This window comes from Roseibium sp. (assembly GCF_965233565.1).
GTDB lineage: Bacteria > Pseudomonadota > Alphaproteobacteria > Rhizobiales > Stappiaceae > Roseibium.
Map to the genome: position 1 here is coordinate 4418675 of NZ_OZ247494.1, position 22021 is coordinate 4440695.

General features: G+C 59.4%; 21 protein-coding genes. 13 read left to right on the forward strand and 8 right to left on the reverse strand.

Features of this window, described 5'->3' with window-relative positions:
- Positions 1 to 39: 39 nt before the first annotated feature.
- The 5 genes from ACO6TG_RS20205 to ACO6TG_RS20225 are packed head-to-tail and all read right to left on the reverse strand — an operon-like array spanning position 40 to position 4336.
- Entirely contained in the window at positions 40 to 1326 is a 1287-nt protein-coding gene (locus ACO6TG_RS20205) for an ABC transporter substrate-binding protein (RefSeq protein ID WP_422374849.1), read from the reverse strand.
- 37 nt (positions 1327 to 1363) lie between these two features.
- Positions 1364 to 2290, reverse strand: a complete 927-nt coding sequence (locus tag ACO6TG_RS20210; RefSeq protein WP_422374850.1) for a 3-hydroxyacyl-CoA dehydrogenase family protein — start codon at positions 2288 to 2290, stop codon at positions 1364 to 1366.
- A 3-nt stretch (positions 2291 to 2293) separates the two neighbouring features.
- Entirely contained in the window at positions 2294 to 3094 is an 801-nt protein-coding gene (locus tag ACO6TG_RS20215; protein ID WP_422374851.1) for an SDR family NAD(P)-dependent oxidoreductase, read from the reverse strand.
- Positions 3094 to 3441, reverse strand: a complete 348-nt coding sequence (locus tag ACO6TG_RS20220) for a cupin domain-containing protein (protein WP_422374852.1) — start codon at positions 3439 to 3441, stop codon at positions 3094 to 3096. The genes ACO6TG_RS20215 and ACO6TG_RS20220 overlap by 1 nt, the downstream gene beginning before the upstream one ends.
- A gap of 55 nt (positions 3442 to 3496) precedes the next feature.
- On the reverse strand, positions 3497 to 4336 hold the full coding sequence (locus tag ACO6TG_RS20225; RefSeq protein ID WP_422374853.1) for a cyclase family protein: 840 nt from the start codon (positions 4334 to 4336) through the stop codon (positions 3497 to 3499).
- A gap of 176 nt (positions 4337 to 4512) precedes the next feature.
- On the opposite strand from ACO6TG_RS20225, the gene ACO6TG_RS20230 reads away from it, so the two are divergent.
- The gene (locus ACO6TG_RS20230; protein ID WP_422374854.1) at positions 4513 to 5268 is read left to right on the forward strand and encodes an IclR family transcriptional regulator; all 756 of its coding nucleotides are present in this window, start codon (positions 4513 to 4515) and stop codon (positions 5266 to 5268) included.
- Between the two features lie 405 nt (positions 5269 to 5673).
- Positions 5674 to 6231: an EF-hand domain-containing protein gene (locus ACO6TG_RS20235; protein WP_422374855.1), complete on the forward strand. Its 558-nt coding sequence runs from the start codon at positions 5674 to 5676 to the stop codon at positions 6229 to 6231.
- Positions 6232 to 6357: 126 nt separating this feature from the next.
- On the opposite strand, the gene ACO6TG_RS20240 is transcribed toward ACO6TG_RS20235, so the two are convergent.
- Positions 6358 to 7092, reverse strand: coding sequence for an MOSC domain-containing protein (locus tag ACO6TG_RS20240; RefSeq protein WP_422374856.1), 735 nt, complete (start codon positions 7090 to 7092; stop codon positions 6358 to 6360).
- A 264-nt stretch (positions 7093 to 7356) separates the two neighbouring features.
- Here ACO6TG_RS20240 and ACO6TG_RS20245 point away from each other — a divergent pair, with 264 nt between their 5' ends.
- From ACO6TG_RS20245 to ACO6TG_RS20260, 4 genes are all read left to right on the forward strand, one after another.
- Entirely contained in the window at positions 7357 to 10032 is a 2676-nt protein-coding gene (locus ACO6TG_RS20245; protein WP_422374857.1) for a bifunctional diguanylate cyclase/phosphodiesterase, read from the forward strand.
- 56 nt (positions 10033 to 10088) lie between these two features.
- Complete coding sequence (locus ACO6TG_RS20250; RefSeq protein WP_422374858.1) at positions 10089 to 10649, forward strand: GbsR/MarR family transcriptional regulator; 561 nt, start codon at positions 10089 to 10091, stop codon at positions 10647 to 10649.
- 97 nt (positions 10650 to 10746) lie between these two features.
- Positions 10747 to 11394 (forward strand): DUF4166 domain-containing protein, encoded by a 648-nt coding sequence (locus ACO6TG_RS20255; protein ID WP_422374859.1) that lies wholly within the window; start codon positions 10747 to 10749, stop codon positions 11392 to 11394.
- A 2-nt stretch (positions 11395 to 11396) separates the two neighbouring features.
- On the forward strand, positions 11397 to 12899 hold the full coding sequence (locus tag ACO6TG_RS20260; protein WP_422374860.1) for a TIGR01777 family oxidoreductase: 1503 nt from the start codon (positions 11397 to 11399) through the stop codon (positions 12897 to 12899).
- A 43-nt stretch (positions 12900 to 12942) separates the two neighbouring features.
- Here ACO6TG_RS20260 and ACO6TG_RS20265 read toward each other — a convergent pair whose 3' ends face one another.
- Positions 12943 to 13812, reverse strand: coding sequence for a LysR family transcriptional regulator (locus tag ACO6TG_RS20265; RefSeq protein ID WP_422374861.1), 870 nt, complete (start codon positions 13810 to 13812; stop codon positions 12943 to 12945).
- Between the two features lie 192 nt (positions 13813 to 14004).
- Between ACO6TG_RS20265 and ACO6TG_RS20270 the strand changes: the two genes are divergently transcribed.
- The 7 genes from ACO6TG_RS20270 (at position 14005) to ACO6TG_RS20300 (ending at position 21481) form a co-directional block, all read left to right on the forward strand.
- Positions 14005 to 14790 (forward strand): HAD-IIA family hydrolase, encoded by a 786-nt coding sequence (locus ACO6TG_RS20270; RefSeq protein ID WP_422374862.1) that lies wholly within the window; start codon positions 14005 to 14007, stop codon positions 14788 to 14790.
- Positions 14784 to 15713, forward strand: a complete 930-nt coding sequence (locus tag ACO6TG_RS20275; RefSeq protein WP_422374863.1) for an ABC transporter permease — start codon at positions 14784 to 14786, stop codon at positions 15711 to 15713. Before ACO6TG_RS20270 ends, ACO6TG_RS20275 begins: the two co-directional genes overlap by 7 nt.
- A 2-nt stretch (positions 15714 to 15715) precedes the next feature.
- Positions 15716 to 16609: an ABC transporter permease gene (locus ACO6TG_RS20280; RefSeq protein ID WP_422374864.1), complete on the forward strand. Its 894-nt coding sequence runs from the start codon at positions 15716 to 15718 to the stop codon at positions 16607 to 16609.
- Between the two features lie 65 nt (positions 16610 to 16674).
- Positions 16675 to 18222, forward strand: coding sequence for an ABC transporter substrate-binding protein (locus tag ACO6TG_RS20285; protein WP_422374865.1), 1548 nt, complete (start codon positions 16675 to 16677; stop codon positions 18220 to 18222).
- Positions 18223 to 18284: 62 nt separating this feature from the next.
- Positions 18285 to 19157 carry a metallophosphoesterase family protein gene (locus ACO6TG_RS20290; RefSeq protein ID WP_422374866.1) on the forward strand — a complete coding sequence of 291 codons (873 nt, stop codon included), beginning with the start codon at positions 18285 to 18287 and terminating at the stop codon, positions 19155 to 19157.
- On the forward strand, positions 19154 to 20815 hold the full coding sequence (locus ACO6TG_RS20295) for an ABC transporter ATP-binding protein (protein ID WP_422374867.1): 1662 nt from the start codon (positions 19154 to 19156) through the stop codon (positions 20813 to 20815). Before ACO6TG_RS20290 ends, ACO6TG_RS20295 begins: the two co-directional genes overlap by 4 nt.
- Positions 20816 to 21052: 237 nt before the next feature.
- Positions 21053 to 21481 (forward strand): DUF7684 family protein, encoded by a 429-nt coding sequence (locus ACO6TG_RS20300; protein WP_422374868.1) that lies wholly within the window; start codon positions 21053 to 21055, stop codon positions 21479 to 21481.
- A gap of 122 nt (positions 21482 to 21603) precedes the next feature.
- On the opposite strand, the gene ACO6TG_RS20305 is transcribed toward ACO6TG_RS20300, so the two are convergent.
- Positions 21604 to 21984 (reverse strand): hypothetical protein, encoded by a 381-nt coding sequence (locus ACO6TG_RS20305; protein WP_422374869.1) that lies wholly within the window; start codon positions 21982 to 21984, stop codon positions 21604 to 21606.
- Positions 21985 to 22021: the final 37 nt, after the last annotated feature.

The window sequence follows — 22021 nt, forward strand, 5'->3', positions numbered from 1 at the left end:
TGGCGGCACGCAGCCGGTCGGCTGCGTGCCGGTGCCGGATCAGGACAGAAGTTTCAATTCACCGGTGGTGGCGATGAAGGGCGCGCTGCGATTGGCCGTGATCACCAGATCGAACCCGTTGGGGCCCTTTTGCCACTGACCTGCAACAAGCGGGGTCTTGGTCACGTTGCGGACAGGACCGTTGCTCCAGTCGACCGGACCGACAACCGTCGACAGCCTGGTCGCCTTGATGGCGTCCAGGATTGCATTCGGGTCATCGAGATCGGCACTGCGCCGGATCACGTCGGTGGTGACTTCAAAAAGGGCATGCTTGAACCCGATCGGCTGGGTCCAGGGACGGCCCGAGGCAGCCATGTACCCTTCCGCCAGTTCCCTTGCGGAGACACCTGTCAGCGAAGACGAGAACGGATGGCTCGGCGACCACCAGATCTCCGAGGTCAGGCCGTCACCGCGGTCCCCGAGAGATTCTATCACCGACGGGAACAGAAGGGCTTTGCCGATTGTCACCACTTTTGGAGCGAACCCCTGTTGTGCGGACTGCGACCAGAAGGTGGCAAAGTCCGGTGGGATCATGTTGCCCGTGATGATCTCGCATCCGGCTTCCTTGAAAGCTGAAATCTGGGAAGAGAAATCATCCGTGAGCGGCTGGTAACGACCGGGGTCTGTCAACTGAAAGCCCTGCCCGGCAAGAGCGGGCGGGAAGCCGTGGATCTCGTCGCCCCAGGCATTGCCATCCGCGTCATTTGGAAAGAGGCCGCCGACCTGCTTGGCCACACCGCTTTGCTGCCAGAGATCCAGGAAGGCATTGATGACGTCTTCAAGCCCCCAGAAGAAGTGGTAGGTATAGTCGAAGCCGGATGCCGGGTCGCCGTTGCGGCCGAAGAAATAAGGCTGCCACGGGCAGTCGGTGGTTATGCAGGGAACTTCATTGAGTTCCGCCTGGTCCGACACCGGGTTGGTGGTGTCCGGGGTGGAGGCGGCGACGATGATGTCGACTTCGTCGCCAAGCAGCAATTCGGACGCCACTTCTGCGGCCCGGTTCGGGTTCGACTGGCTGTCCTTGGAAATGATTTCGACCTGATAGGTCTTGCCGTTGTTCTCAACGCCGCCGGCAAGCGCTTTCTGGATGCCTGCCAGGACATAATCGTCGGCCTCGGCAAAGCCCGCCAGTGGTCCGGTGCGCGGGCTGACATGACCGATCTTGATGACCGGGTCGGCGGCATAGGCGCGCGTTCGGGTCAATATGGCCGGAGCGGCCAGGCCGGCTGAAGCGCCTGCCAGAAACATGCGGCGGGAAATCCCGTTTGTCTTCCGAAGATGCGTCATCTTTTCTCCTCCCAGATGCGCTTGATACGGCGGCTGTCTAGTCTTCCAGGATCGTTTCAAGCCTCCGCAGATGTGTCGCGACACGCTGGCGGACATCCTCCATGTCCTCCGGCGTCCAGGTCCTGAACCCTTGCCCGCTCTTCATGCCGAGCTTGCCGTCTTCAACAAGTGCACGCAGATAGGGGGAAGGGGCCGGCCGGCTGTCGAGATCGGCCAGAACATTCTCATGGATGTCGAGTGTGAGATCGGTGCCGACGAGATCGGCATTGGCCAGCGGACCCAGCACCGACAGGCGGCGGCCGAAACTTGCGTTGACCACCTGGTCGACGGCTTCTGCCGTGCAGACCCCGCTTTCGACCAGAAAGATCGCTTCCCGCCACATGGCATGCTGCAGGCGGTTGCCGATGAAACCTGCAACGTCCTTTTCCACCCGCACCGGTGTCTTGCCGACGCTCGCCAGCAAGGCCACGGTTTTTTCGAGTGCTGCTTTGGCAGTCCACTCTGTGCGGATGACCTCTACCAGCGGGATCATGTGCGGCGGGTTCCACCAATGGGTCCCGAGCGCGCGGGATCTGTCCGTGAGGTCCGACATGATGGTGGTGATCGGAATGACGGACGTGTTGGAAGCAAGGATCGCCGTTGCCGGCGCATGCTCCTCCACGCTCCGGAACAGGGATCGCTTAAGGTCCGGCTTTTCCGGGGCGGCCTCGAAGACGAAGTCGGCCTGCGCGACCGCGCTGGGCAGGTCGCGCTGCGGCGAGATGCGCTCCAGTGTTTCCGCGATTTCGGGATCCGGCACGGCCATGGCCTCAAGGCTTGCCCGCACGCGTTTATGCAAAGCGTCAAGGCTCGCCGGGAACGGGTCATGGACACGGACCTCATGTCCGGCTCTGGCGAAGGTCAGGGCAATGCCGTGTCCCATCAGGCCGGCGCCGAGAGCGGCAATGGTATAGGTCTCAGCCATCCTCTATCCCGCCGTATAGCCGCCGTCGGCATAAAGAATATGCCCGGTGTAGAAATCGGAGGCCTTCGAAGCGAGAAACAGAAGCGGACCGATCAGGTCTTCCGGTTCTCCGAGACGGCCCTTTGGCACACGGGCCAGGAAGCCTTCCCGGAACCCGGTGGCTTTCTCGTCTTCCTCGAACATCCACGCCGTCAGCGGCGAGCGGAAAACCGTCGGCGCGATGGCGTTGACGGTGATGTGGTCCTCGCCGAGTTCGCAGCCAAGCGCTTTTGTCATGCCGTCCACGGCGGCCTTGGAGGCGCAATAGGCTGTGTAGCCCGCCGGATGTCCGAGAAGCCCTCTCGCCGAGGAGACCAGGACAACCTTGCCGCCTGTCCCCTGGCGCTTCATCTGGACGACAGCAGCGCGCGCGAGAAGCCAGGACTGGGTGACATTGGCGTCCATGACATTGGCGAAATGTTCAGGTGTCAATTCATCGATCTTGGCGACCTTGTTCATTCCGGATGCCACAACCAGAATGTCGAGTTTGCCAAAGCGGCTGACAGCCAGCTCCACCAGCTTGTCGCACGCAGTTTCGTCCGACGGGCGAATGCTCATGGAGACGACCTCCGCCCCATGGGCTTTGCAGTCTGCCACGGTTTCGGCAAGTGCTTCGGCATTGCCGGCTGCCAGCACAAGCTTGCAACCGGCTCCGGCAAGAGCGCGGGCCGCGACGGCCCCGAACGCGCCCGAGGCACCGGTGATCAGGGCAACCTTGCCGGCAACGTCAAACAGGCTCGTCGGATTGGTCCAACTATCGGTCATCAGAGGGCCTCCGGCGGATAGGGGATGACCACCAGCATGGTGCAGGTGTGATTGGCGCGGTTCTCAAGCGTGCGGATTTCGTTGGGCTGGATGGTGCAGCTGTCATAGCGTCGAAGCACGGTCTCCTCGCCGTCGATGATCACGGTCATTTCGCCGTCCAGGACCACGTAGACCTTTTCGAACGGCGTGGAGTCAGGTCCAGCGCCACCTCCTGGGAGAAACTGGCTGAGTCCGACCCACTGGTTGGTTGGTCCTTCGGGCTCGAAACCCTGCAGTCTCAAGCCGACCACGCCGCGATGGTTCGGCGCCTCGTAAGGGGCGGCGTCTTCAAACCGTTTCACATGCATTGGTTTCCTCCCATGCATTGCAACGTGGGCGCCGCGGGGCGGCGCCCTCCAGGTGTCAGAAGCTCTCGCCGGCTTCGATGCGGTACTTCTGGCCCTTGTCGATCATCGCCACCAGGCGGATGATGCAGCCGTCGCCGCGGTCCCAGTTCCAGGGGAAGAAGGCAAAGGTGCAGCGCTTGCCTGTGACGGCGTCCAGGTCGCCACCGACATTTTCGATGCCCAGAATGCCGTTGGAAAACAGCTTGTTGTGGACCGGTTCCCATTCCGGGAAGTCTTCTTCCCAGCCCCGGCCGCCGGACCATTCCTTATATTCCGCCTCCAGGTGGGGCAGGATCGGTCCGTTGCGCTGAGGGCCGATGGCGGTCGCCAGCGGGTGATCGTTCGCCTGCGTGTCATGGCCAACCACCTTGACGCCCTTTTCCACCATCCAGTCGGCGGCGGAGGGGACGAGGCCCGGGCAATAGGCGAAATAGTCGCCATCCTCATACTGCTTGTGCCAGCCTGTGTTGATGATCAGGACATCGTTCTTCCGGATCGCATGTCCGCAGGCCTTTTCAAGATCGTCGCCCGTGATCTGTTCCCACTTCTTCTTCGGGATCGACACGACCAGGCCGGAGCCGAAGAAATGCGGCAGCGGCACTTCGTCGATAAACGGTGTGCCCGGCACCACATGGGCGGGCGCATCGATATGCGTCGTCACATGCATGGTGGTGGTGATGGTCTGCGACAGGACCCCGGACTTTGCCATGTAGTGCTTCCGGTCGATCTGGACGTCCTGGAAATATGGCCAGTTGGGGCACTGAAAGCCGTAGCGGTGCGAGAGATTGTAGAACTCCACGCCCATGTCGTTGTCCAGGTTTCCCTGAAAATCGATCCCGCGAATGGTCACCGACATATGTGTTCCTCCCAAGGGTCAGTGCATTGCTGTATTGCTTTACGGTACGATTGTATCATAATGCGGTCAAGTGATTTCTCGACAGATCGCTTTTCATTGCCTATATGGCTTGATCAGCGCCAAGCGGGAGTGAGCCTGAAAACGGCGAAGTGAGTTGGGGGAAAACGGCGGATATCATGGATACTGAAAGAAAAGCTCAGTCCAATCAGGGCATTCAGGTCATTTCCCGGGCCGCTGAAATTCTGCGAATTCTGAAGAACGACAATTCCGGGCTCAGTCTCGGGCAGATCGCCGAGCGCGTACATCTGCCCCGCTCTACGGTACAGCGGATCGTCAATGCGCTGATCGCGGAACGCCTCGTCATGGCCAGTGCCGCTGAGGGCGGCCTGCGGTTGGGGTCTGAAATCCAGTCCCTGGCGGCGGCCGGGCGGATCAACATTGCCGAACTGGTTCGCCCGATCCTGACGGAGCTCTCAAAGGAGACAAAGGAGACAGTTGACCTGGCAGTCTTCCGCGACGATCACATGGTCTTTGTCGATCAGGTTGTCGGCTCGCACCGCCTGCGTACCGTATCGGCCGTCGGCGAAGTTTTTCCCATGACAGACACAGCCAATGGCAAGGCGGCGCTTTCCGTCATGGAAGATGACGTTCTGGTCGCAATTGCGGCGCCGGAGCTGAGATCCGACGAGAAGGACACCAAGCCGCTTTCGGAGTTTCTGAAGGAAATCGAGGACATCCGGAAAACCGGGATCGGTTGGGATCTGAACGAACACACCGACGGGATCTCCGCAGCCGGCTTCGCTTTCAAGGACCCGATGGGACAAATCTATGCCGTCTCCGTGCCCGTGCCGTCTCACCGGTTTGAGAACCTGAAGCAAAATCTCGCAGACCTTTTGCTGGAGACGCGTCAGTCGATTCTGCAACTCCTTTGACCGGCAATCAGGTCAGTTACGGGCCCCGGTGCAGGGCCTTGCGCGCAAGCGAACGCTCCATGCATGCCGTCGGAGACGACGATCTTCGCGAAGCCTGTTTTCTGAGAATTGCACAAAAGCGGCGAAAACCATGTTGTCCGGACATGAAAATGCTTCTGTCCCGTGCGGATCTTGGTAGATTTCAGCCAACACTTGGGCCTTCTGGGATCAGGCACAGCACACAGCAACGACCTAGACGACATGCGCAAAGAGAAAAAATCCGAAACGCTCGAAATTCGGTTGAGCCACAGTGAAAAGACGGCTTTCGCCTCCCGCTCGGCGGAACGGGGCGAAAGCATGAGCGCAGCCATGCGCAGGATGATTGCCGAAGATGCAGTGCCTTGTTCCAATCCGAAGGAGGCATCCATGCTGAAAAAGACTTGGTTTTACGTTGCGCCCGTTGTCCTTGCCGGAGTGATGGTGACGGCCTACGCGCTGATGGGCGCCGAAGCCGGCACCGATTTCAAGGGAAACTTCAAGGCGAAGGACGCAAACGGCGATGGCTTCATCGACCGCGGGGAGATGATTGCCGAGATGACCAGGGAGGCGGCAGAGATTGATTTGCCACCGGCCTGTGACGGCACCGAACTGGCGCGCAGATATACCTTCTCGCCGGAGGTCTTGGCGGATGGTCAATTCGACTTTGCCGACGCGAACAAGGATGGGCTGCTGACCCTTGAAGAAACGGTTGCGGCCTTTGAGCGCAAGCGGGCGGATGATTTCCTGCAGGCAGATGTTGATTCAAACGGCTACGTGACATTGACGGAACTGACCGACGCTTATCGGGCGGACGAAGTCAAGGTGAGCGCCGCTTGCCGGGAAGCGATCGGCATGCAGGGAGCTGCAAGGGCACCTGAAATCCTGGCCTTCCTTGACCGGGACGGCGATAACCAGGTCAGTCTGCGAGAGTTCGTCAATCACTGACGTGCCGCTGCAATCGGCCGGCCGGATTGACGGGGTCGGAGATGCGCGTGGAAATTTGCTCTTTCCCGCGCCCTCTCCAGTCGGAAAGTGCCCTCAGGCGAGACATTGCCAAGGGTTCAACGTCGCTCAAATTCCAAGATCTGCCGCGTCACGCCGTCGTTGTGCCATTGCGTCGGAAGAGGTGAGAACTTCTTGCCCGACCGAAATCGATCCCGGTTTCAGAACCTTGGCATAGACGCCAAAATCGACACCGAACGTGTTGGCAACAACCTTGAGCACCCGCGGCTCGTATCCCAGGTTCTCCTGGGCAAGGGTCACCATCCGGCACCGCTCCGTTTTGTGGGTGACCTGAAGCCGGACGGTTCCCAGCGTCAACTCCTTTTGCAGGAGATCGTCGCCCGTCATTTCGGGAGGGGTTTGCAGGACAACATTTGCGCGGAACCGGCGTTGGTCGATCCCGGCATCGGGAAGAAGCGCCTGCAGCCTGGCAAGTTCTGAAGAGAGCAGCAGGTGGACTGCGCTGTCGTCATGATGGGGGACCGCCTGTTCGCGCTTCAATGTGACCGGTTGGTCCAGAAAGTCAGACAGTTCTTTATTAAGGTGTTCCGACCTGGCGTCGGTTACGCGGCCATCAGGGAACACCACTTGAACAGACCCGCCCTGCGCCGTCGCCCGCAAGGCGAAAAGTTGATCGATGCGTGTGAAGCGCCGTGTTGTCTTGCCGCTTCCAAGCTTGCCATCGGCATCGACAATCGCATGGAGCCTGTCACCAACGACACCGCGTTCGTCGAGGTCAAACTGTTGAACCGCTTCGCCGAGGATCGATTTGACCGGATAGTGCCAAAGTGCCTGTACTCTCAAAGGTGGGTCCTCGTTCCGGTGTGAGATCCGTTGCAGCAGGTTGGAAGGTAGGATCCAAGACCTTGCACAGAATTACCATGTCATTCGATCTGATGTCGCCGGATTTGAAAAAAGACACAGGCCATTCTGCCGATGGGGAAGTTCGAATTGGGTAAAGCGATCTTTAGCCAATTGTTTCGTTTTTAACGATAGTCTGAATTTAATTCCAAGATCTGGCTCCCATAGTGGGTGGGAAGGTGCACGCTCCCGGTATTGAAAGGTTCAATGGCGAAGTTCTTTTTTTCCAGATTTGACACCAGTCAGATTTTGTCGCGGCCGAGCTGGATCAGCATGATTGCTGTCGGGCTTGCACTGACCGTGACAATCGCAGCTGGTGTCTTTGCGGAAATACAGAACCGCTCGGTGCATCGCCAAAGCGCCCGTGCAGATGTGGGGGAGCAGCTGGGCCTGGTGCGCGCCCGTCTGGAAGGCAACATCAACAGCAATCTCCAGCTGGTTCGTGGCCTGGTCGCCCTTATCGCCACGCAGCCCGACATCGATCAGGAGCAGTTTGGCCGCATTTCGCGCTACCTTGTCGGCGAGCATTCCCAGCTGCGCAACATTGCCGGTGCACCCGACCTTGTCGTCAGCCTGATGTATCCGATGGCCGGCAACGAAAAGGCCATTGGTCTCAACTATAGAACCAACGAACAGCAACGCGATGCGGCCATGCGCGCAGTTGAGTCCGGCCAAATGCTTCTTGCCGGACCTGTCAACCTGCTGCAGGGCGGGATCGGGTTCATTGGCCGGTTTCCCGTCTTTATCGACAAGGAAGACGGGACCCGGGAACTGTGGGGGCTTGTCTCGGCTGTCGTCGACGCCGAGCGGCTCTATGCAGACAGCGGTTTGACCGATCCTGATCTGCCGATCGAGATTGCGATTGCGGGTGCGGATGCGACCGGGTCGACAGGCAAGGTCTTTTTCGGGTCCGAGGACATTCTTTCTGAAAACGCCATTCTGTCCGAAGTGGTTCTGCCATCGGGACGCTGGCAACTCGCGGCGATCCCGCGCGGTGGCTGGTCGGACATGCCTGAAAACGCCTGGCAGATCCGGCTTCTGATGATTGCCGGGGCACTGCTGATCCTGCTGCCGATCTTCGTGGCAGGGCAGCTCTATGATCAGCGCCGCGTTCACATTCGCGAACTGAAACACCGCCAGCATCAGATGGAGCATTTGTCGCAGCGGCTGAAACTCGCGCTGGACACATCCAAGATCGGCATCTGGGAACTCAATCTCGATACCGGCGAGTTGTCCTGGGACGCGCGCATGCTCGAACTTTATGACGTTCCTGAAGGGCGTGACGCGACCAGGTATGATGTCTGGTCGGAGAGCCTGCACCCGGATGATCTCAGGCGTGCCGAGAAAGAATACTGGGACGCGATCGCGGCCGGCGGCATGTATCATTCCGATTTCCGCGTGATCCTGCAGGATGGCTCCACACGGTGGATCCGGGCAATCGGGGCCGTGCACACCAATGCACGCGGGCAGAGCTACATTCTCGGCGTCAATTGGGATGTTTCCAGCGACATCCGGCTCAAGACCCGGCTGGAAAAGGCCAAGCAGAATGCCGAGGACCGCAACCGGGACCTGGAAGACGCACGGGCGCTCATGGAGCATCATTCGCTGCATGACAGTCTCACCGGGCTGCCGAACCGGCGCTATCTGGATCAGCATCTGCTCGATCCGGAGGCACCTCGCAAGCCGACGGCACTGCTGCATATCGATCTCGACCGCTTCAAGCACATCAACGATACGCTCGGCCATGCAGCCGGTGACAGCATGTTGATCCATGCAGCGGGTGTCCTGAAGGAGGAGGCGGGTAAGACAGACTTTGTGGCGCGGGTCGGCGGCGACGAGTTTGTCATTGCCATCACCGAACCTACCGATGAGCTGGAACTTGCCGCTCAGGCAGAGCGCATCATCGAGCAGATGCGCCAGCCCATCCCCTATGAAAACCATCAGTGCCGGATCGGCGTCAGCATCGGCATTGCCATGGCCGACACGTCGCTGAAGGATTTTGGCAGACATCTGCTGGTCGATGCAGATATTGCGCTCTACCGGGCCAAGAGCAACGGCCGCAACCGGTTCGAATTCTTCTCCGATACGCTGAAGCTGGAAATCATCCGCAACAAGCAGGTTGCCGACGATATTCTCACCGGCCTGGAGCATCAGCAGTTTCTGCCCTTCTTCCAGCCGCAGTTCTGCGCGCAGGATCTGAAGATCACCGGTGTCGAAGCCCTTGCCCGCTGGGATCATCCAAAGGAAGGCATCCTGACGCCGGATGTCTTCATGAAAACGGCGGATGAACTCAATGTCGTTCCCCTGATCGACCGCACCATTCTGGAACAGGCGCTCTGGCAGTCGACCCGCTGGAAAGCCGCCGGTCTCACCATTCCCAAAGTGTCGGTCAATGTGTCAGCAGGCCGGCTCAATGACGCACGCCTCATGGAAAGCCTGGACGGGCTTTCCTTCGAACCGGGAACACTCTCTTTCGAACTGCTTGAATCGATCTTTCTCGATGACGGCAATGACCGTATTGCCACCAACTTCGAACACTTGAGAGAAAAGGGCATCGATATCGAGATCGACGATTTCGGTACCGGCTATGCGTCGATTGTCAGCCTGATCCATCTGCGGCCATCGCGGTTGAAGATCGACCGTCAGCTGATCCTGCCGATCCTCCAGTCCGAAGGACAGCGGCGGCTTGTTGCCTCGATCATCGAGATCGGCCAGTCGCTCGGTATCAAGGTCGTGGCGGAAGGGGTCGAGACCATGGAACACGCCCGGATCTTGCGGGATCTCGGCTGTGACGCCTTGCAGGGCTATGCCTTCGCACCGCCCATGCCGTCCGACAAACTGATCGAATTCGTGCGCGAGGAGCGTTGGCGGAAAGCCTCCTGAATCCCTTCGGTCGAATGGCTCTTGACTCCTATTCGTTTTAATCCGATATTTCTGTCATGACAGAAATTACTGACAAGAATGACTCCTCCGCCAAGGCGCAGTTCATCCTTTACTGGGGCGATATGGGTGGCCAGTGGGGTGTCAACCGCTCCGTGGCCCAGATCCATGCGCTGCTTTATCTGAGCCCGGACCCGCTCAACGCGGAGCAAATTTCCGAGGAACTTGGTATCGCCCGCTCCAATGTGTCCAACTCGCTGAAGGAACTGGTGGGCTGGCGCCTGATCCAGAGGGTTCCGGTGGCCGGTGACAGGCGCGAACATTTTGTCGCCGAGACCGATGTCTGGGAAATGGCATTGCTGATTGCCAAGGGTCGCAAGGAGCGGGAAATCGATCCGGCAATTCGCGCCATCGATGTCTGTGTCGGACAGGCGAAACAGGAACCGCAACTGCATCCGGTCACGCTGGCGCGCATGCAGGAGATGCACGACTTCCTGGCAACGGCCGACCGCTGGTGGGACCAGATGCTGGGCATTCCGAAATCCAAGCTCGCAACTCTTATCAGCATGGGCGACAAGGTGCTGGGTCTGCTCAAGATCGGCGGCAAGAAAAAGGGGTGAGGCCGGTCGGTTGACACCGACTGGAGGATCTCCAAAAAATTTTTGGACAATTATTTCTCTTCATACAGAAACAACTGATTTAACAGGAGAGGGTGGAATGCATAGTGAAAACGCGCTGCAACGACCTCCCGTTATGACAGATGACAGATTTCGCAAGCTTCTGGGCGAAGAGGCCTGGTCCGCATTGCCGGCGGCCGTGCGCCGTCGTTTCGGCAAGCGCCTCAGGGGTGGCGCAAGTGTTGTCTATCAGGGTCAGGTGGTTGCCATGCACATGAACATGGCGGGACGTTTCCTGGCCCAGATAGCGCGACTGCTAGGGGCGCCCCTGCCACACGACCTGTCATCCCTGAACCAGCCGGCTGTTGTGTCGGTGACCGAAGATTGCGCCGGGGATGGCCAGTTCTGGCTGCGCCAGTATGGCCGGGCCAACGGCTTTCCGCAGGTGATCCATAGTTCCAAACGCTTCGCCGGACCGACGGGGATCGAGGAATATATCGGTTTCGGCATCGGTATTGCGCTGAAGGTCAGCGCGAATGGCAGTGGCCTGACCTTCAGGAGCGATCACTATTTCCTCCAGGTCGCGGGGCGGCGCCTGCGTCTGCCTGCCTGGCTCCAGCCCGGAAGGCTGACGATCAGCCATAAGGACCTGGGAGCCTCCCGTTTCCTGTTTTCGCTTTCACTCAGAAGCGGTCTCTTCGGCAAGCTTGTTTGCCAGGACGCGCTTTTTCACGACCAGGGAGATTGATCATGGACAATGACTGGCTTTGGGTTTTAATCGCCATACAGGTCTTCATGGGAGCCTTCGACACGCTGGTGCATCACGAAGGCACCGAGCGCCTGGCCTGGCGTGCCTCGCAGAAGACCGAGCTCCGGCTGCATGGCGTGCGCAATTTCTTCTATGCCGTGATCTTCCTGTGTTTCGGCTGGCTGGAGCCCCATGGCGTCTTTGCCATGGTACTGACGACAATTCTTGTCGCCGAAGTGCTGATCACCCTGTGGGATTTCGTCGAGGAGGACCTGACCCGCAAATTGCCCTGGACCGAGCGCATCAACCACACGCTGCTCGCGCTCAACTACGGAGCAATCCTGGCGCTCTTCGCGCCTTACCTCTGGCAATGGTGCCAGCAGCCGACGGCGTTGCATCCGGTCAGCTATGGCTGGTGGAGCGTGCTGGCGACGGTCGCAGCTCTTGGTGTCGGGCTGTTCAGTGCAAGAGACCTCCTGGCGGCTGCACGCAGCGAGCGTCTGGGTGGGGCGGCACCGGCAGATCTCGTCAGCGAACTCCACCCGCGTCAGACTGTACTCGTCACCGGCGGCACCGGTTTCATCGGCCAGCGGCTGGTGGAAGCGCTTGTCCGGGGCGGTCACTTTGTGACGGTTCTGAGCCGTGATCCACGCAAGGCCGACATGCTGACCCATCCGGTTCGTGTGATTTCCAGTCTGGATCAGATCCACGACACGGAACATTTCGACACGATCGTGAACCTGGCGGGTGATCCGGTTGCAAACGGATTGTGGACGGCCAGAAAACGCGCGCGCATCATCGACAGCCGGGTGGCCACGACCCAAGCTGTTCACGCGCTGATCAGACGGCTCGCCCACAAACCGTCCTCCCTCATAAATGGATCGGCCATTGGCTGGTACGGCTTGCGCGGTGACGAGACGCTGACGGAAGACGCCGCGGCTGGTCCTGCATTCGTGCATGACGTCTGTGCACGCTGGGAAGAAGCAGCTGAAAAGAGTGCGGCCGAGGGCGTGCGGGCGGTCCGTCTGCGCATCGGGCTGGTCATGGGCGTTGAAGGCGGCATGCTGGCCCGGTTGCTGACCCCGTTTGAGTTCGGTGGCGGGTGCCGGCTGGGCAGCGGTGATCAGTGGATGTCGTGGATCGAGCGGGACGATCTTGTCCGTGTGATTGCGCGCGCGATCGCCGATGATCGCCTGCATGGCCCGGTCAATGCCACGGCGCCCGAGCCGGTTCGCAATGCCGAGTTCACACATGCTTTGGCGCAGGCCCTTCATCGCCCCGCTTTCCTGCGGGCGCCAGCCTGGCTGCTGTCTGCTCTCCTCGGCGACATGGGCCGGGAGACCATGCTCGGTGGCCAGCGGGTCGTGCCTGACAAACTACTCAAGGCCGGCTTTGAATTCCGCCACCGGCAACTCGCCCCGATGCTGCGTGTGATCACCGGGGCAAGGCAAACTGACAAAAGACCCGTCGCGCGGAGAAACCCGTCCGAATGGAAAGCTGTGTGAAACATCTCGAACGGACTGGGCGGGCTGAGTGTTGCCCGCCCTTTCAGTTCAGGGCCTCTTGTCGAAACCCTTCTACGGAGAGAAAGAAAGCCTCCACCAGCAGGCTGTTTTCCGATGCCAATGAAAAGGCGACTTCCTCGAAGGCCTTGTGCATCTCCGTCACCGGCATGCGCTCGACAATGTCCGTTCGTCCTGTGCCGTTGCGCCACATGAAGCCGATACCCATGCCGTTGGCGACTGCCTCGTAGACGGCGTCTCTCGTGTCCAGTGTCAAGAGCGGTGAAGGCGCCAGGCCGGTGCTCTGAAAAGCCCGGTCGACCACGCGTTGCGTCGACGAGCCCTTGGTCCGAAAAATCAGGGGTTCCAGCATCAATCGCCGGCAGGTGACAGGTCCTGTGCCGCTCAACGGGTGGTCTGGATGAATGATCGCAACGACGCTCTGCTGCATCAAGAGCTCGCGTCGGAAACGTCCGTCTTTGGGGACGTCCGGCAAAACACCCACATCAACTTCCCGCGTGATCACCGCACTGATGATGTCTTCAAAGGAACCCGTTTCAACGGCGATCTCCACACTTGGATACCGTTTGTGAAAGGCAGCAATCAGTGCCATTCCTGGCATGGAATTCCCCAGACCGACGGTCAGCTTGCCGTTGACCAGTGTGTTGTGCCGGCGGAGTAATTTTTCTGCATTACGTTCCGCCTCCGCCATCCGTTCGGCAATGTCACAGAGTTCAGCACAGAGCGGCGTTGGGTGAAGCAGGCCATTTTTCCGGTCGAACAGACGAACCGCATATTCCGTTTCAAGATCGCGCACTTGCCTGGAGACCGCCGGCTGACTGATGTTCAGCAAACGCGCCGCAGCCGCATAGGACCCGGCTTCCGCCACAGCGTTCAAGGCGCGGATTTTGGACAAGGTGACAGACATCCAACCGAACCCGGGCAAGGACGCAGACTGATCTGACGTCTGGTTTGAGTTGCTCAAACCATAGGTCTGGTCTGTAACGCGGCCGTCACAGCTACACGAAATTTTGGTGTCGAAACACGCGGCCGGCTGTCTTGTCCGAACATGCCGGTGCTCTGCCGCAAATTGCCGATGTGGATGATGATGCCAAACCAGACTGTTCTTTCAGGCCTCGATGCCGACCGGGTTCAGGGATACAGGGCTATCCTGTGTGACCTGGACGGATGCCTGATCGCCGGTGGCAAGCTGTTGCCCGGAGCAGCCGGTTTTGTTCAGACCGTTTTGGATCGGCTTTGGATCGTCTCCAACAATTCCTCCGATACGGCCGAAACCCTGGCGGCCCGGTTGAAGACCCTGGGGCTCAATGTTCCGGAAAACCGCATCCTTTTGGCAGGTGAACAGGCGGTTGAATATCTGGAGCGAACCAGCCCCGGCGCGCGGCTCCGCTGCCTTGCCGACGAGCCGATTGCCGAAAAGGCAGCCGAGCACGGTTTTGAACTGGGATCCGGGCTGACCGACTATGTTCTGCTTGGCCGCATGGCCGCTTTCGATCTCGAGCAATTGACACATACTGTGGCCGACCTGCACAGCGGTGCACGGCTCTTGCTGGCCAATGCGGACAGGACCCATCCGGACCAGTCCGGGACGCCGGTGCCCGAGACCGGTGCCTGGCTCGCCGCCGTCGAGGCCTGTTTACCCGGGCTCGATTTTGAATGTTTCGGAAAGCCGGCTCCACATCTTTTGACGGAGGCGTTGCGGCGTGCCGGCGCGCATCCGGCTGAGGCCGTTTTTGTCGGCGACAACCCGGAAACGGATGGTGCCGCGGCAGAGACGTTGGGATTGGATTTCATCGAAATCAGACGTTTGCCCGCGACCAAAGGTTCGCAGCTGCCCCCGAGGCAAGGCAATGTGGAGAGCGTGTCATGCTAGCCTACACGCTGCGCACGCTCATCAAGATGGCGGTCACCCTGTTTGTGATCGTCAGTCTCGTGTTCTTTGCCACGCGCCTGTCGGGCAATCCGGTCGATTTTGTCCTCGGGGAAGGCATCACGGACGAAGACCGGCAACTCTTGATCGAATATTACGGCCTCGACGGGTCGGTCTGGAGCCAGTACTGGCACTATCTGGGATCAATCCTCTCGGGTGAATTTGGTCTGTCCTTTCTCGAACGTAGACCCGTTTCAGAGATTGTCGCCGAGCGTATCTGGCCGTCGCTCAAGTTGCTTTTGAGCACGCTGGTCCTCACCGTCTCTGTTTCCGTGCCACTTGGGATCGCTGCTGCGATCTATCGGACCCGCACGGCCGGAAGCATCATCATGGTGGTTGCCTTCCTCGGGTATGCGGTTCCGAATTTTGTACTCGCAATCATTTTGATCCTGGTCTTTGCGTACTGGCTCAACTGGCTGCCTGTGGTGGGAGATGGAACGGCACTGCATTTCATCATGCCGACCCTCGTGATGTCGGGTGTGCTTGTCGCGGCCCTGACCCGCTTCACGCGCAACGCCATGCTGGATGTGCTCAGCCAGGACTATATGCGCACCGCACGGGCCAAGGGGCTGCCCGAGCGGCTGGTCATCCTGAAGCATGGCCTGCGCAATGCCTCCATCACGCTGCTTTCGGTGATCGGCCTGCAGATCGCCGGACTGGCCGCAGCAGGGTCGGTGGTCGTGGAATCGATCTTTGCCTGGCCGGGCATTGGCGAGTTGCTCGTGCGGTCTGCAATCACGCGCGACTACCCGGTGCTGCAATTCGGTGTTCTGGCCGTTGCCATCGCCGTCATCATTATCAACGCGCTGGTCGATCTGGCCTACGCCTATGCCGATCCGCGCATCCGGCTAGCGAAGGGAACCTGACCATGTCCGATGTGGCGGCGAACGGTCCTGCAACAAGGTTCTGGTTTCCGGGGGCAAGTATCTGGCGACAGGGCAACTGGATCCTGCGGGTTGCGCTCATTGTCGGTTTGGGTCTGGTTCTTGCGACCCTTGCCGCACCGCTGATTGCGCCGTTCGATCCGACCGACCAGAGCCTCATTTCGCGGCTGCGTCCGCCGATTGGTTTCGAACGCTACAAGGAAGGTTACCTGCTTGGAACTGACGAACTCGGGCGAGACGTCCTTTCCCGCTGCATTTACGGCTTGCGCCTGACCTTCGCCCTCGCACTAGTCGGTGCTGTTATCGGGCTGCTGATAGGCGGCACGCTTGGTCTGCTGTCCGGGATCATCGGTGGTGTTTTCGAAGATGTGGTCATGGGTCTGGTCGATGCCCAGATTGCGATCCCCTTCACGCTGATCGCCTTGCTCATATTGGCGATCTTCGGATCGTCTCTGGACATCATGATCCTGGTGCTCGGCATTTACGGCTGGGAACAGTTTGCCCGGATTGTGCGGGCAGAGGTGAAGAAGCTGAAGCAAATGCCTTTTGTCGAGGCAGCCCGAGCGGCAGGCGCAACGCCCGTGCGCATCGCAACCCGGCATATCCTGCCCAATGTTGTCTCGCCGATCGTGGTTCAGTTCACTCTGAATTTTTCCAACATCGTCATTCTGGAATCGACCCTGTCTTTCCTGGGGCTCGGCGTGCAGCCGCCGACGGCCACTCTAGGATCCATGGTCGGGACCGGTCGCGACTATCTGCCGACAGCGCCCTGGATCGTGCTGGCGCCGGCCATGACCATTCTTCTCCTGACCTTTGCAGTCCAGATCCTTGGCGACTGGCTGCGCGACCGCGCCGACGTCCGGCTGCGTTCGAGATAACCGCTTTAACAACCAGAAGCCCGAACGGCCTGATGAGAACTCTTGTTGCCTTGGAGGTAATAGCCATGACGAAACTACTTGCAACAACCGCGCTGGCATCGCTGCTGGCCACAGGTGCCTTCGCCGCTGAAATCACGGTCGGCGCAGCCAATGTGTCCGACTATCTCGATCCGGGCCGGGACCACTCCAATGTCGGATCCCAGTTTTACTACAACGCATTCGACACGCTGATTGGCAAGAACCACGACAAGCTGGACCTGGAATGGGGGCCGGCGCTTGCCACCGAATGGAAACTGCTCGAGCCGACCCTGATGGAACTCAAGCTGCGCGACGGCGTCAAGTTCCACAACGGTGAAGACCTGACGGCCGACGACGTGGTTTTCTCGCTGAACCGCATGTATCAGGCAACTTTCCCGCCATATGTTGTCCGCTCAAAGGATCGCCTCGGCAACTTCGCCGAAGCCATCAAGGTGGATGACCACACCGTGCAGATCCGCGTCAATCGTCCTGAGCCGCTCTGGGAAACGCTTCTGAACCTGCAGCAGGTCATGATCATCCCGGAAGACTACACCAAGGGCCTGACCGGTGATCCGAAAGTGGCCGAAGACAGCGACTTTGAAGCCTTCTCGCTGGCACCTGTCGGCACCGGTCCCTACAAGATCGCCGAATTCCAGCCGGGTCAGAAGGTCGTCTATGAACGCTTCGACGATTTCTGGGGCGATAAGGCGCCGCTCGACAAGGCAACCGTGATCCGCATGCCGGAAACAGCGTCCCGCATCACGGCCCTGAAAACCGGTGAAGCCGATATTGTCACCAACATTGCACCGGACCAGCTGGAGCTGATCAACGCGGACCCGAACCTGAAGACCGAAGGTTCTGCCACAGCTCTCTTCCACGTCATGATCATGAATGTGAACCATCCGAACCTGAAGGATCCGAAGATCCGCCAGGCAATGTCTCTGTCGATCGACCGCGACCTCTTGAATGAAGCTCTGTGGCTCGGCAAGGCGGTTGTCCCGTCGTCGCACACGATGGAAGAGATGGGTCAGCTGCACCAGCCGGACCTGGTCACCTTCGAATATGACCTCGACAAGGCCAAGAAGCTTCTGGCTGAAAGCTCCTACAATGGCGAGGAAATCGTCTTTGACGCGTTTCCGGTCTACTACACCAACGGTGTTCTGGCCGCCCAGGCGATCATGGAGATGTGGGCGGAAGCCGGCATCAACGGCAAGCTGAACGTCACCGACAAATGGACCGGCAACGATCCGGAAATGATGGCGCGCAGCTGGTCGAACCCGATGTATTTTGCCGATCCGTTCGGCTCCTTCGGCGTGATGTGGGCACCGGATGGTCCGTCCGAGGGGGCCGGCCGTTTCAACACGGATGAAGAATATGCCGAGATGTGGGAACGGTTCCGCTTCAACGGCGACGTGGAGCTGCGCAACGCCGCTTATGCGGAGCTGATGGAGCGGATCAAGCAGGATCCGCCGGTTCTGCCGCTTTACCGTCCGTTTGAGAGCTGGGGCATGAAATCCTCCGTGAACTGGGCTCCGAAAAAGGGTCACATCCCTTATGTGCTCGATTTCCGCGCCGGTTCGATCTCCTTCAACTAAGCCAATTGGGCGCCGCCGGGTCACCGGCGGCGCTTTCCTTTTTAAGACTCAGGGGAACCGCCGTGTCTGTCCGTATTGCTGTTGTTGCCGATATTCACCACGGCAAGCCGTCCGCCACCAAACGTGGCGATACGGCCTTGTCGCTGTTGAAAGAGTTCGCCGAGTTCTCCAACGCTTCCCGGCCCGACTTCGTTCTCGATCTGGGCGACAGGATCTCCGACGAGAACCGGGAGACGGATCTCGTCCTCGAGCGAGACGTTGCAGAGGCCTTTCAGCAGGTCGATGCGCCTGTTCATCACATCAATGGCAACCACGACCGCGACCATCTGGACGTTTCCGACAATGAGGAAATCCTCGGTCAGTCGCTGCAGAACGAGACGTTCGACCTCGGAGACTGGCGCATTGCGCTGTGGCGCGCCGACAGCAAGATCCTGCGTTCCGAGGAGCATAGCGGGTTCGTCCTGCGCGAGGCGGACCTTCTGTGGTTGTCCCGTGTTGTTCAGAAGGCAGACCGGCCTTTGCTGGTTGTCAGTCATGTGCCGGTGTCCGGCCATGCCCAGACCGGAAACTACTATTTCCAGAACAATCCCGCATCTTCGACCTACCCGATGGCGGAACGGGCCCGGGCCGCGCTGGCCCAGGCAAATCATCCGGTGGTCTGCCTTGCTGGACATGTGCACTGGAACACGGTCACGGCGGTGGATGGTATCACCCACCTGACCCAGCAATCCCTGACGGAAAGCTTCACCACCCAGGGCGAGCCGGCTGGTGCCTTCGGGCTGCTCGAACTCGGCGAGACGGTCGATTGGCGTGTAGAGGGCCGAGACCCGATGACATTTTCATTCAAACCCGTGCTCTCCAGATGGACACCGCCAATGCCCGATTTTTCGAGCCACCCGGAATTTGCGGCGCGCCGGAAAGGTCAGATGACATGAACGATGAAGTCCTGAAGGTGGCAGGTCTCAAAGTGGCCTTCGGGAGCTTCGAGGCCGTAAAGGGTCTTTCCTTTGACGTTCTTGAACGGCAAACACTGGCGCTTGTCGGAGAATCAGGCTCCGGAAAATCCGCGACCGCGCTGTCCATCCTGCGGCTGATTGAACGCGAGGGTGGATGCATTGCCGGCGGCGAAATCCAACTGGCTCAAAACGGCGGGTTTCTGGATCTGGCCGGCTTGCCGGAGGACCGGCTGACCGGGCTGCGCGGCAATCAGGTGTCGATGGTGTTTCAGGAGCCGATGACGTCCCTCAACCCGGTTCTGAGAATTGGCGACCAGGTGTCCGAGGTTTTTATCCGGCACCGGGCCATGAACCGCAAGGACGCGCTTCTGGCTTCGGCCCAGGCGCTGGAAGAAGTGCGAATTCCAGACCCGGTCCGCCGTCTTGGCCAGTACCCGCATGAACTCTCCGGCGGTCTGCGCCAGCGCGTGATGATTGCCATGGCGCTTGCTTGCCGGCCGAAACTTCTGATCGCCGATGAACCGACCACCGCGCTCGATGTCACCACCCAGGCGGAGATCCTGAAGCTGATCAAGACGCTGCAGGACGAGATTGGCATGGGTGTTCTGTTCATCACCCATGACATGGGTGTTGTTGCCGAAATCGCGGACCGGGTGGTGGTTCTGAAAGACGGCGAGAAGGTCGAGGAAGCAGATGTTTTTGACCTCTTTCAGCGGCCTGAGGCGCCCTATTCCAGGCGCCTCATGGCGGCAACGCCCAAACTGGGCGACGGCTCCAGGACAGGTGCCGCAGAGGCGCAAACGGTTCTATCCGTGGAGGGACTTTCGACCCGGTTTCAGACAAAGGCGCGCCTGTTTGGCAAGCGCGATCCGGGTGTTCTTGCGGTCGACAATGTGTCGCTTCACGTTCGAAAAGGCGAAACACTTGGCCTTGTCGGGGAAAGCGGGTGCGGCAAGTCGACCCTGGCGCGGTCGATCCTGCGCCTGATCGAGCCGGAATGCGGCCGTGTCGAAATCGGTGGTGAGGTTCTGACGGGTCTGCCGCAGAAGGCTTTGCGCGCGAGCCGGAAACATGCCCAGATGGTCTTTCAGGATCCGTTTGCCAGCTTGAACCCGCGTCTTCCCGTGCGCGATCTGGTGACGGAACCGGCGCGCATCCATGGGGTGGCCAATGCCGGTGGGCTCCGGGATTTCGCCGCGTCACTGGTTGTAAGGGTTGGCCTTGAGGAAGACGCTATCGACAGGTTCCCGCATCAGTTTTCCGGCGGACAGCGGCAAAGGCTCTGCATTGCCCGGGCCTTGTCGGTTTCGCCGAAGCTGATCGTTGCCGACGAAGCCGTCTCGGCGCTTGATGTGTCCATCGCCCGTCAGATCACCGATCTCATGCTGGATCTGCAAAAACGTGAAGGCCTGTCGTTCCTGTTCATTTCTCACGATATTGCGGTGGTGGAGCGTGTCAGCCACCGGATCGCAGTGATGTACAAGGGGCGGGTCGTGGAGACGGGACCTTGCGAGGAGGTGCTGCGGCAACCCAAACACGCCTATACAAGACAGCTGCTGGCGGCGGTGCCCAATCCCGATCCGGCCCGCCGGCGGCTTGCGGTCCCGACACCGGAACCGGACAAGATCGCGGTTTGATGCAAGGTGGCTGATTGCCAAAATTTATCTGCAAGGCGCGGCCTAAGGTATAGAGCTTTCGCCGATTCAAGATGCAGAATTTACCGCCACTTAGGAGCAGGACCTTAACCGCCCCGCATGCCAGAAGAACTGCTTTAGGCCGAGTTTGCAAGTTACGGTCATTTGGGACAAACGAGAAGGGACGGAGACCAGATCAACGATCCCTCAGCTCCGCAAAAGCCAGATTGGGAGTTTGATGTGCGTTTTCATTATCTGCGCCCAGGCACTGATGATCAGTTGCGTGAAACAAGCGTGCCCGCGAGGTTCAAGGCGATTGTCGCAATTGAGGAAGAGCTCGATCCGAAATGGCGAAATGCCGTTTGCGACTGGCTCGTCGGATCTGGCTGTTTTTATGTGATGGCCTGGGGAATTGGCTGTGAGATCTTTCACGATTGCGTCGACGAAACGATGCTGGACCGGCATGATTTTGGCGACATCCCGGACGAGGCTCGGATCATGACGACCTGGCAAGAGGACCAGCCTCTGTCCGAGGTCATCTGGTTTGCCAAATTTGCGGCAGAGCAGTCAGTCCCGGTGTTGCAGGATGTCGTGCTCGTTCATCTATCACCGGTTGATCGGCGCCGTGAGTACGTGGACCTGTTCGAACGCACCTTGGCCGATGCCTAAGATCTGCGCGGCGGGTTCAATACAAAATCTGCTTTTCAAGCTGGAGTGGTCAGAGGCAGGAACTCCGCTGCCTCCACCTAGGTATTGATCGGAATGCCTGGATTGTAAATCAAGCTCTTACGTCACGGATTGAGCACGATCACCTTGGTCTGGCCGCCGTTACAGGTCCAGCAGCAGCTGGAACAGCGGTTGCGGTTCTTGTAGCCGACGCCCCAATAGAGGTTGGAGCGGTTCTTGACCCAGGCGCCGTAGCAGATTTTCTCACCGTTCCGGCAGGAAATGTTGATGGTTTTGACCGAGTAGTCGTCCAGCACATAGACCCTGTTGTTTCCTGGCCAGACATGGCCACGGCGCGTGTCGGAATAAAGCTCGACATTCACCACATTGGGATGCTTGCTCTCGAACTGCCAGAGCAGTGATCCGGCTTCGGCCGATTGTGTGGCCGCGCCGAAATAAACCATCGAAAAAACAAGAAGGATGGCGCCGATAAGCCCCTTACGCATACTACTTCCCCCCAGAAGAGATCTGGCCTTTGGTGCG

Excerpts from the sequence above, each read along its gene's own strand:
- ACO6TG_RS20205 (WP_422374849.1), bottom strand. The coding sequence starts at position 1,326 with ATGACGCATCTTCGGAAGACAAACGGGATTTCCCGCCGCATGTTTCTG.
- ACO6TG_RS20210 (WP_422374850.1), bottom strand. The coding sequence starts at position 2,290 with ATGGCTGAGACCTATACCATTGCCGCTCTCGGCGCCGGCCTGATGGGA.
- ACO6TG_RS20215 (WP_422374851.1), bottom strand. The coding sequence starts at position 3,094 with ATGACCGATAGTTGGACCAATCCGACGAGCCTGTTTGACGTTGCCGGC.
- ACO6TG_RS20220 (WP_422374852.1), bottom strand. The coding sequence starts at position 3,441 with ATGCATGTGAAACGGTTTGAAGACGCCGCCCCTTACGAGGCGCCGAAC.
- ACO6TG_RS20225 (WP_422374853.1), bottom strand. The coding sequence starts at position 4,336 with ATGTCGGTGACCATTCGCGGGATCGATTTTCAGGGAAACCTGGACAAC.
- ACO6TG_RS20230 (WP_422374854.1), top strand. The coding sequence starts at position 4,513 with ATGGATACTGAAAGAAAAGCTCAGTCCAATCAGGGCATTCAGGTCATT.
- ACO6TG_RS20235 (WP_422374855.1), top strand. The coding sequence starts at position 5,674 with ATGCTGAAAAAGACTTGGTTTTACGTTGCGCCCGTTGTCCTTGCCGGA.
- ACO6TG_RS20245 (WP_422374857.1), top strand. The coding sequence starts at position 7,357 with ATGGCGAAGTTCTTTTTTTCCAGATTTGACACCAGTCAGATTTTGTCG.
- ACO6TG_RS20250 (WP_422374858.1), top strand. The coding sequence starts at position 10,089 with ATGACAGAAATTACTGACAAGAATGACTCCTCCGCCAAGGCGCAGTTC.
- ACO6TG_RS20255 (WP_422374859.1), top strand. The coding sequence starts at position 10,747 with ATGCATAGTGAAAACGCGCTGCAACGACCTCCCGTTATGACAGATGAC.
- ACO6TG_RS20260 (WP_422374860.1), top strand. The coding sequence starts at position 11,397 with ATGGACAATGACTGGCTTTGGGTTTTAATCGCCATACAGGTCTTCATG.
- ACO6TG_RS20270 (WP_422374862.1), top strand. The coding sequence starts at position 14,005 with ATGCCAAACCAGACTGTTCTTTCAGGCCTCGATGCCGACCGGGTTCAG.
- ACO6TG_RS20275 (WP_422374863.1), top strand. The coding sequence starts at position 14,784 with ATGCTAGCCTACACGCTGCGCACGCTCATCAAGATGGCGGTCACCCTG.
- ACO6TG_RS20280 (WP_422374864.1), top strand. The coding sequence starts at position 15,716 with ATGTCCGATGTGGCGGCGAACGGTCCTGCAACAAGGTTCTGGTTTCCG.
- ACO6TG_RS20285 (WP_422374865.1), top strand. The coding sequence starts at position 16,675 with ATGACGAAACTACTTGCAACAACCGCGCTGGCATCGCTGCTGGCCACA.
- ACO6TG_RS20295 (WP_422374867.1), top strand. The coding sequence starts at position 19,154 with ATGAACGATGAAGTCCTGAAGGTGGCAGGTCTCAAAGTGGCCTTCGGG.
- ACO6TG_RS20305 (WP_422374869.1), bottom strand. The coding sequence starts at position 21,984 with ATGCGTAAGGGGCTTATCGGCGCCATCCTTCTTGTTTTTTCGATGGTT.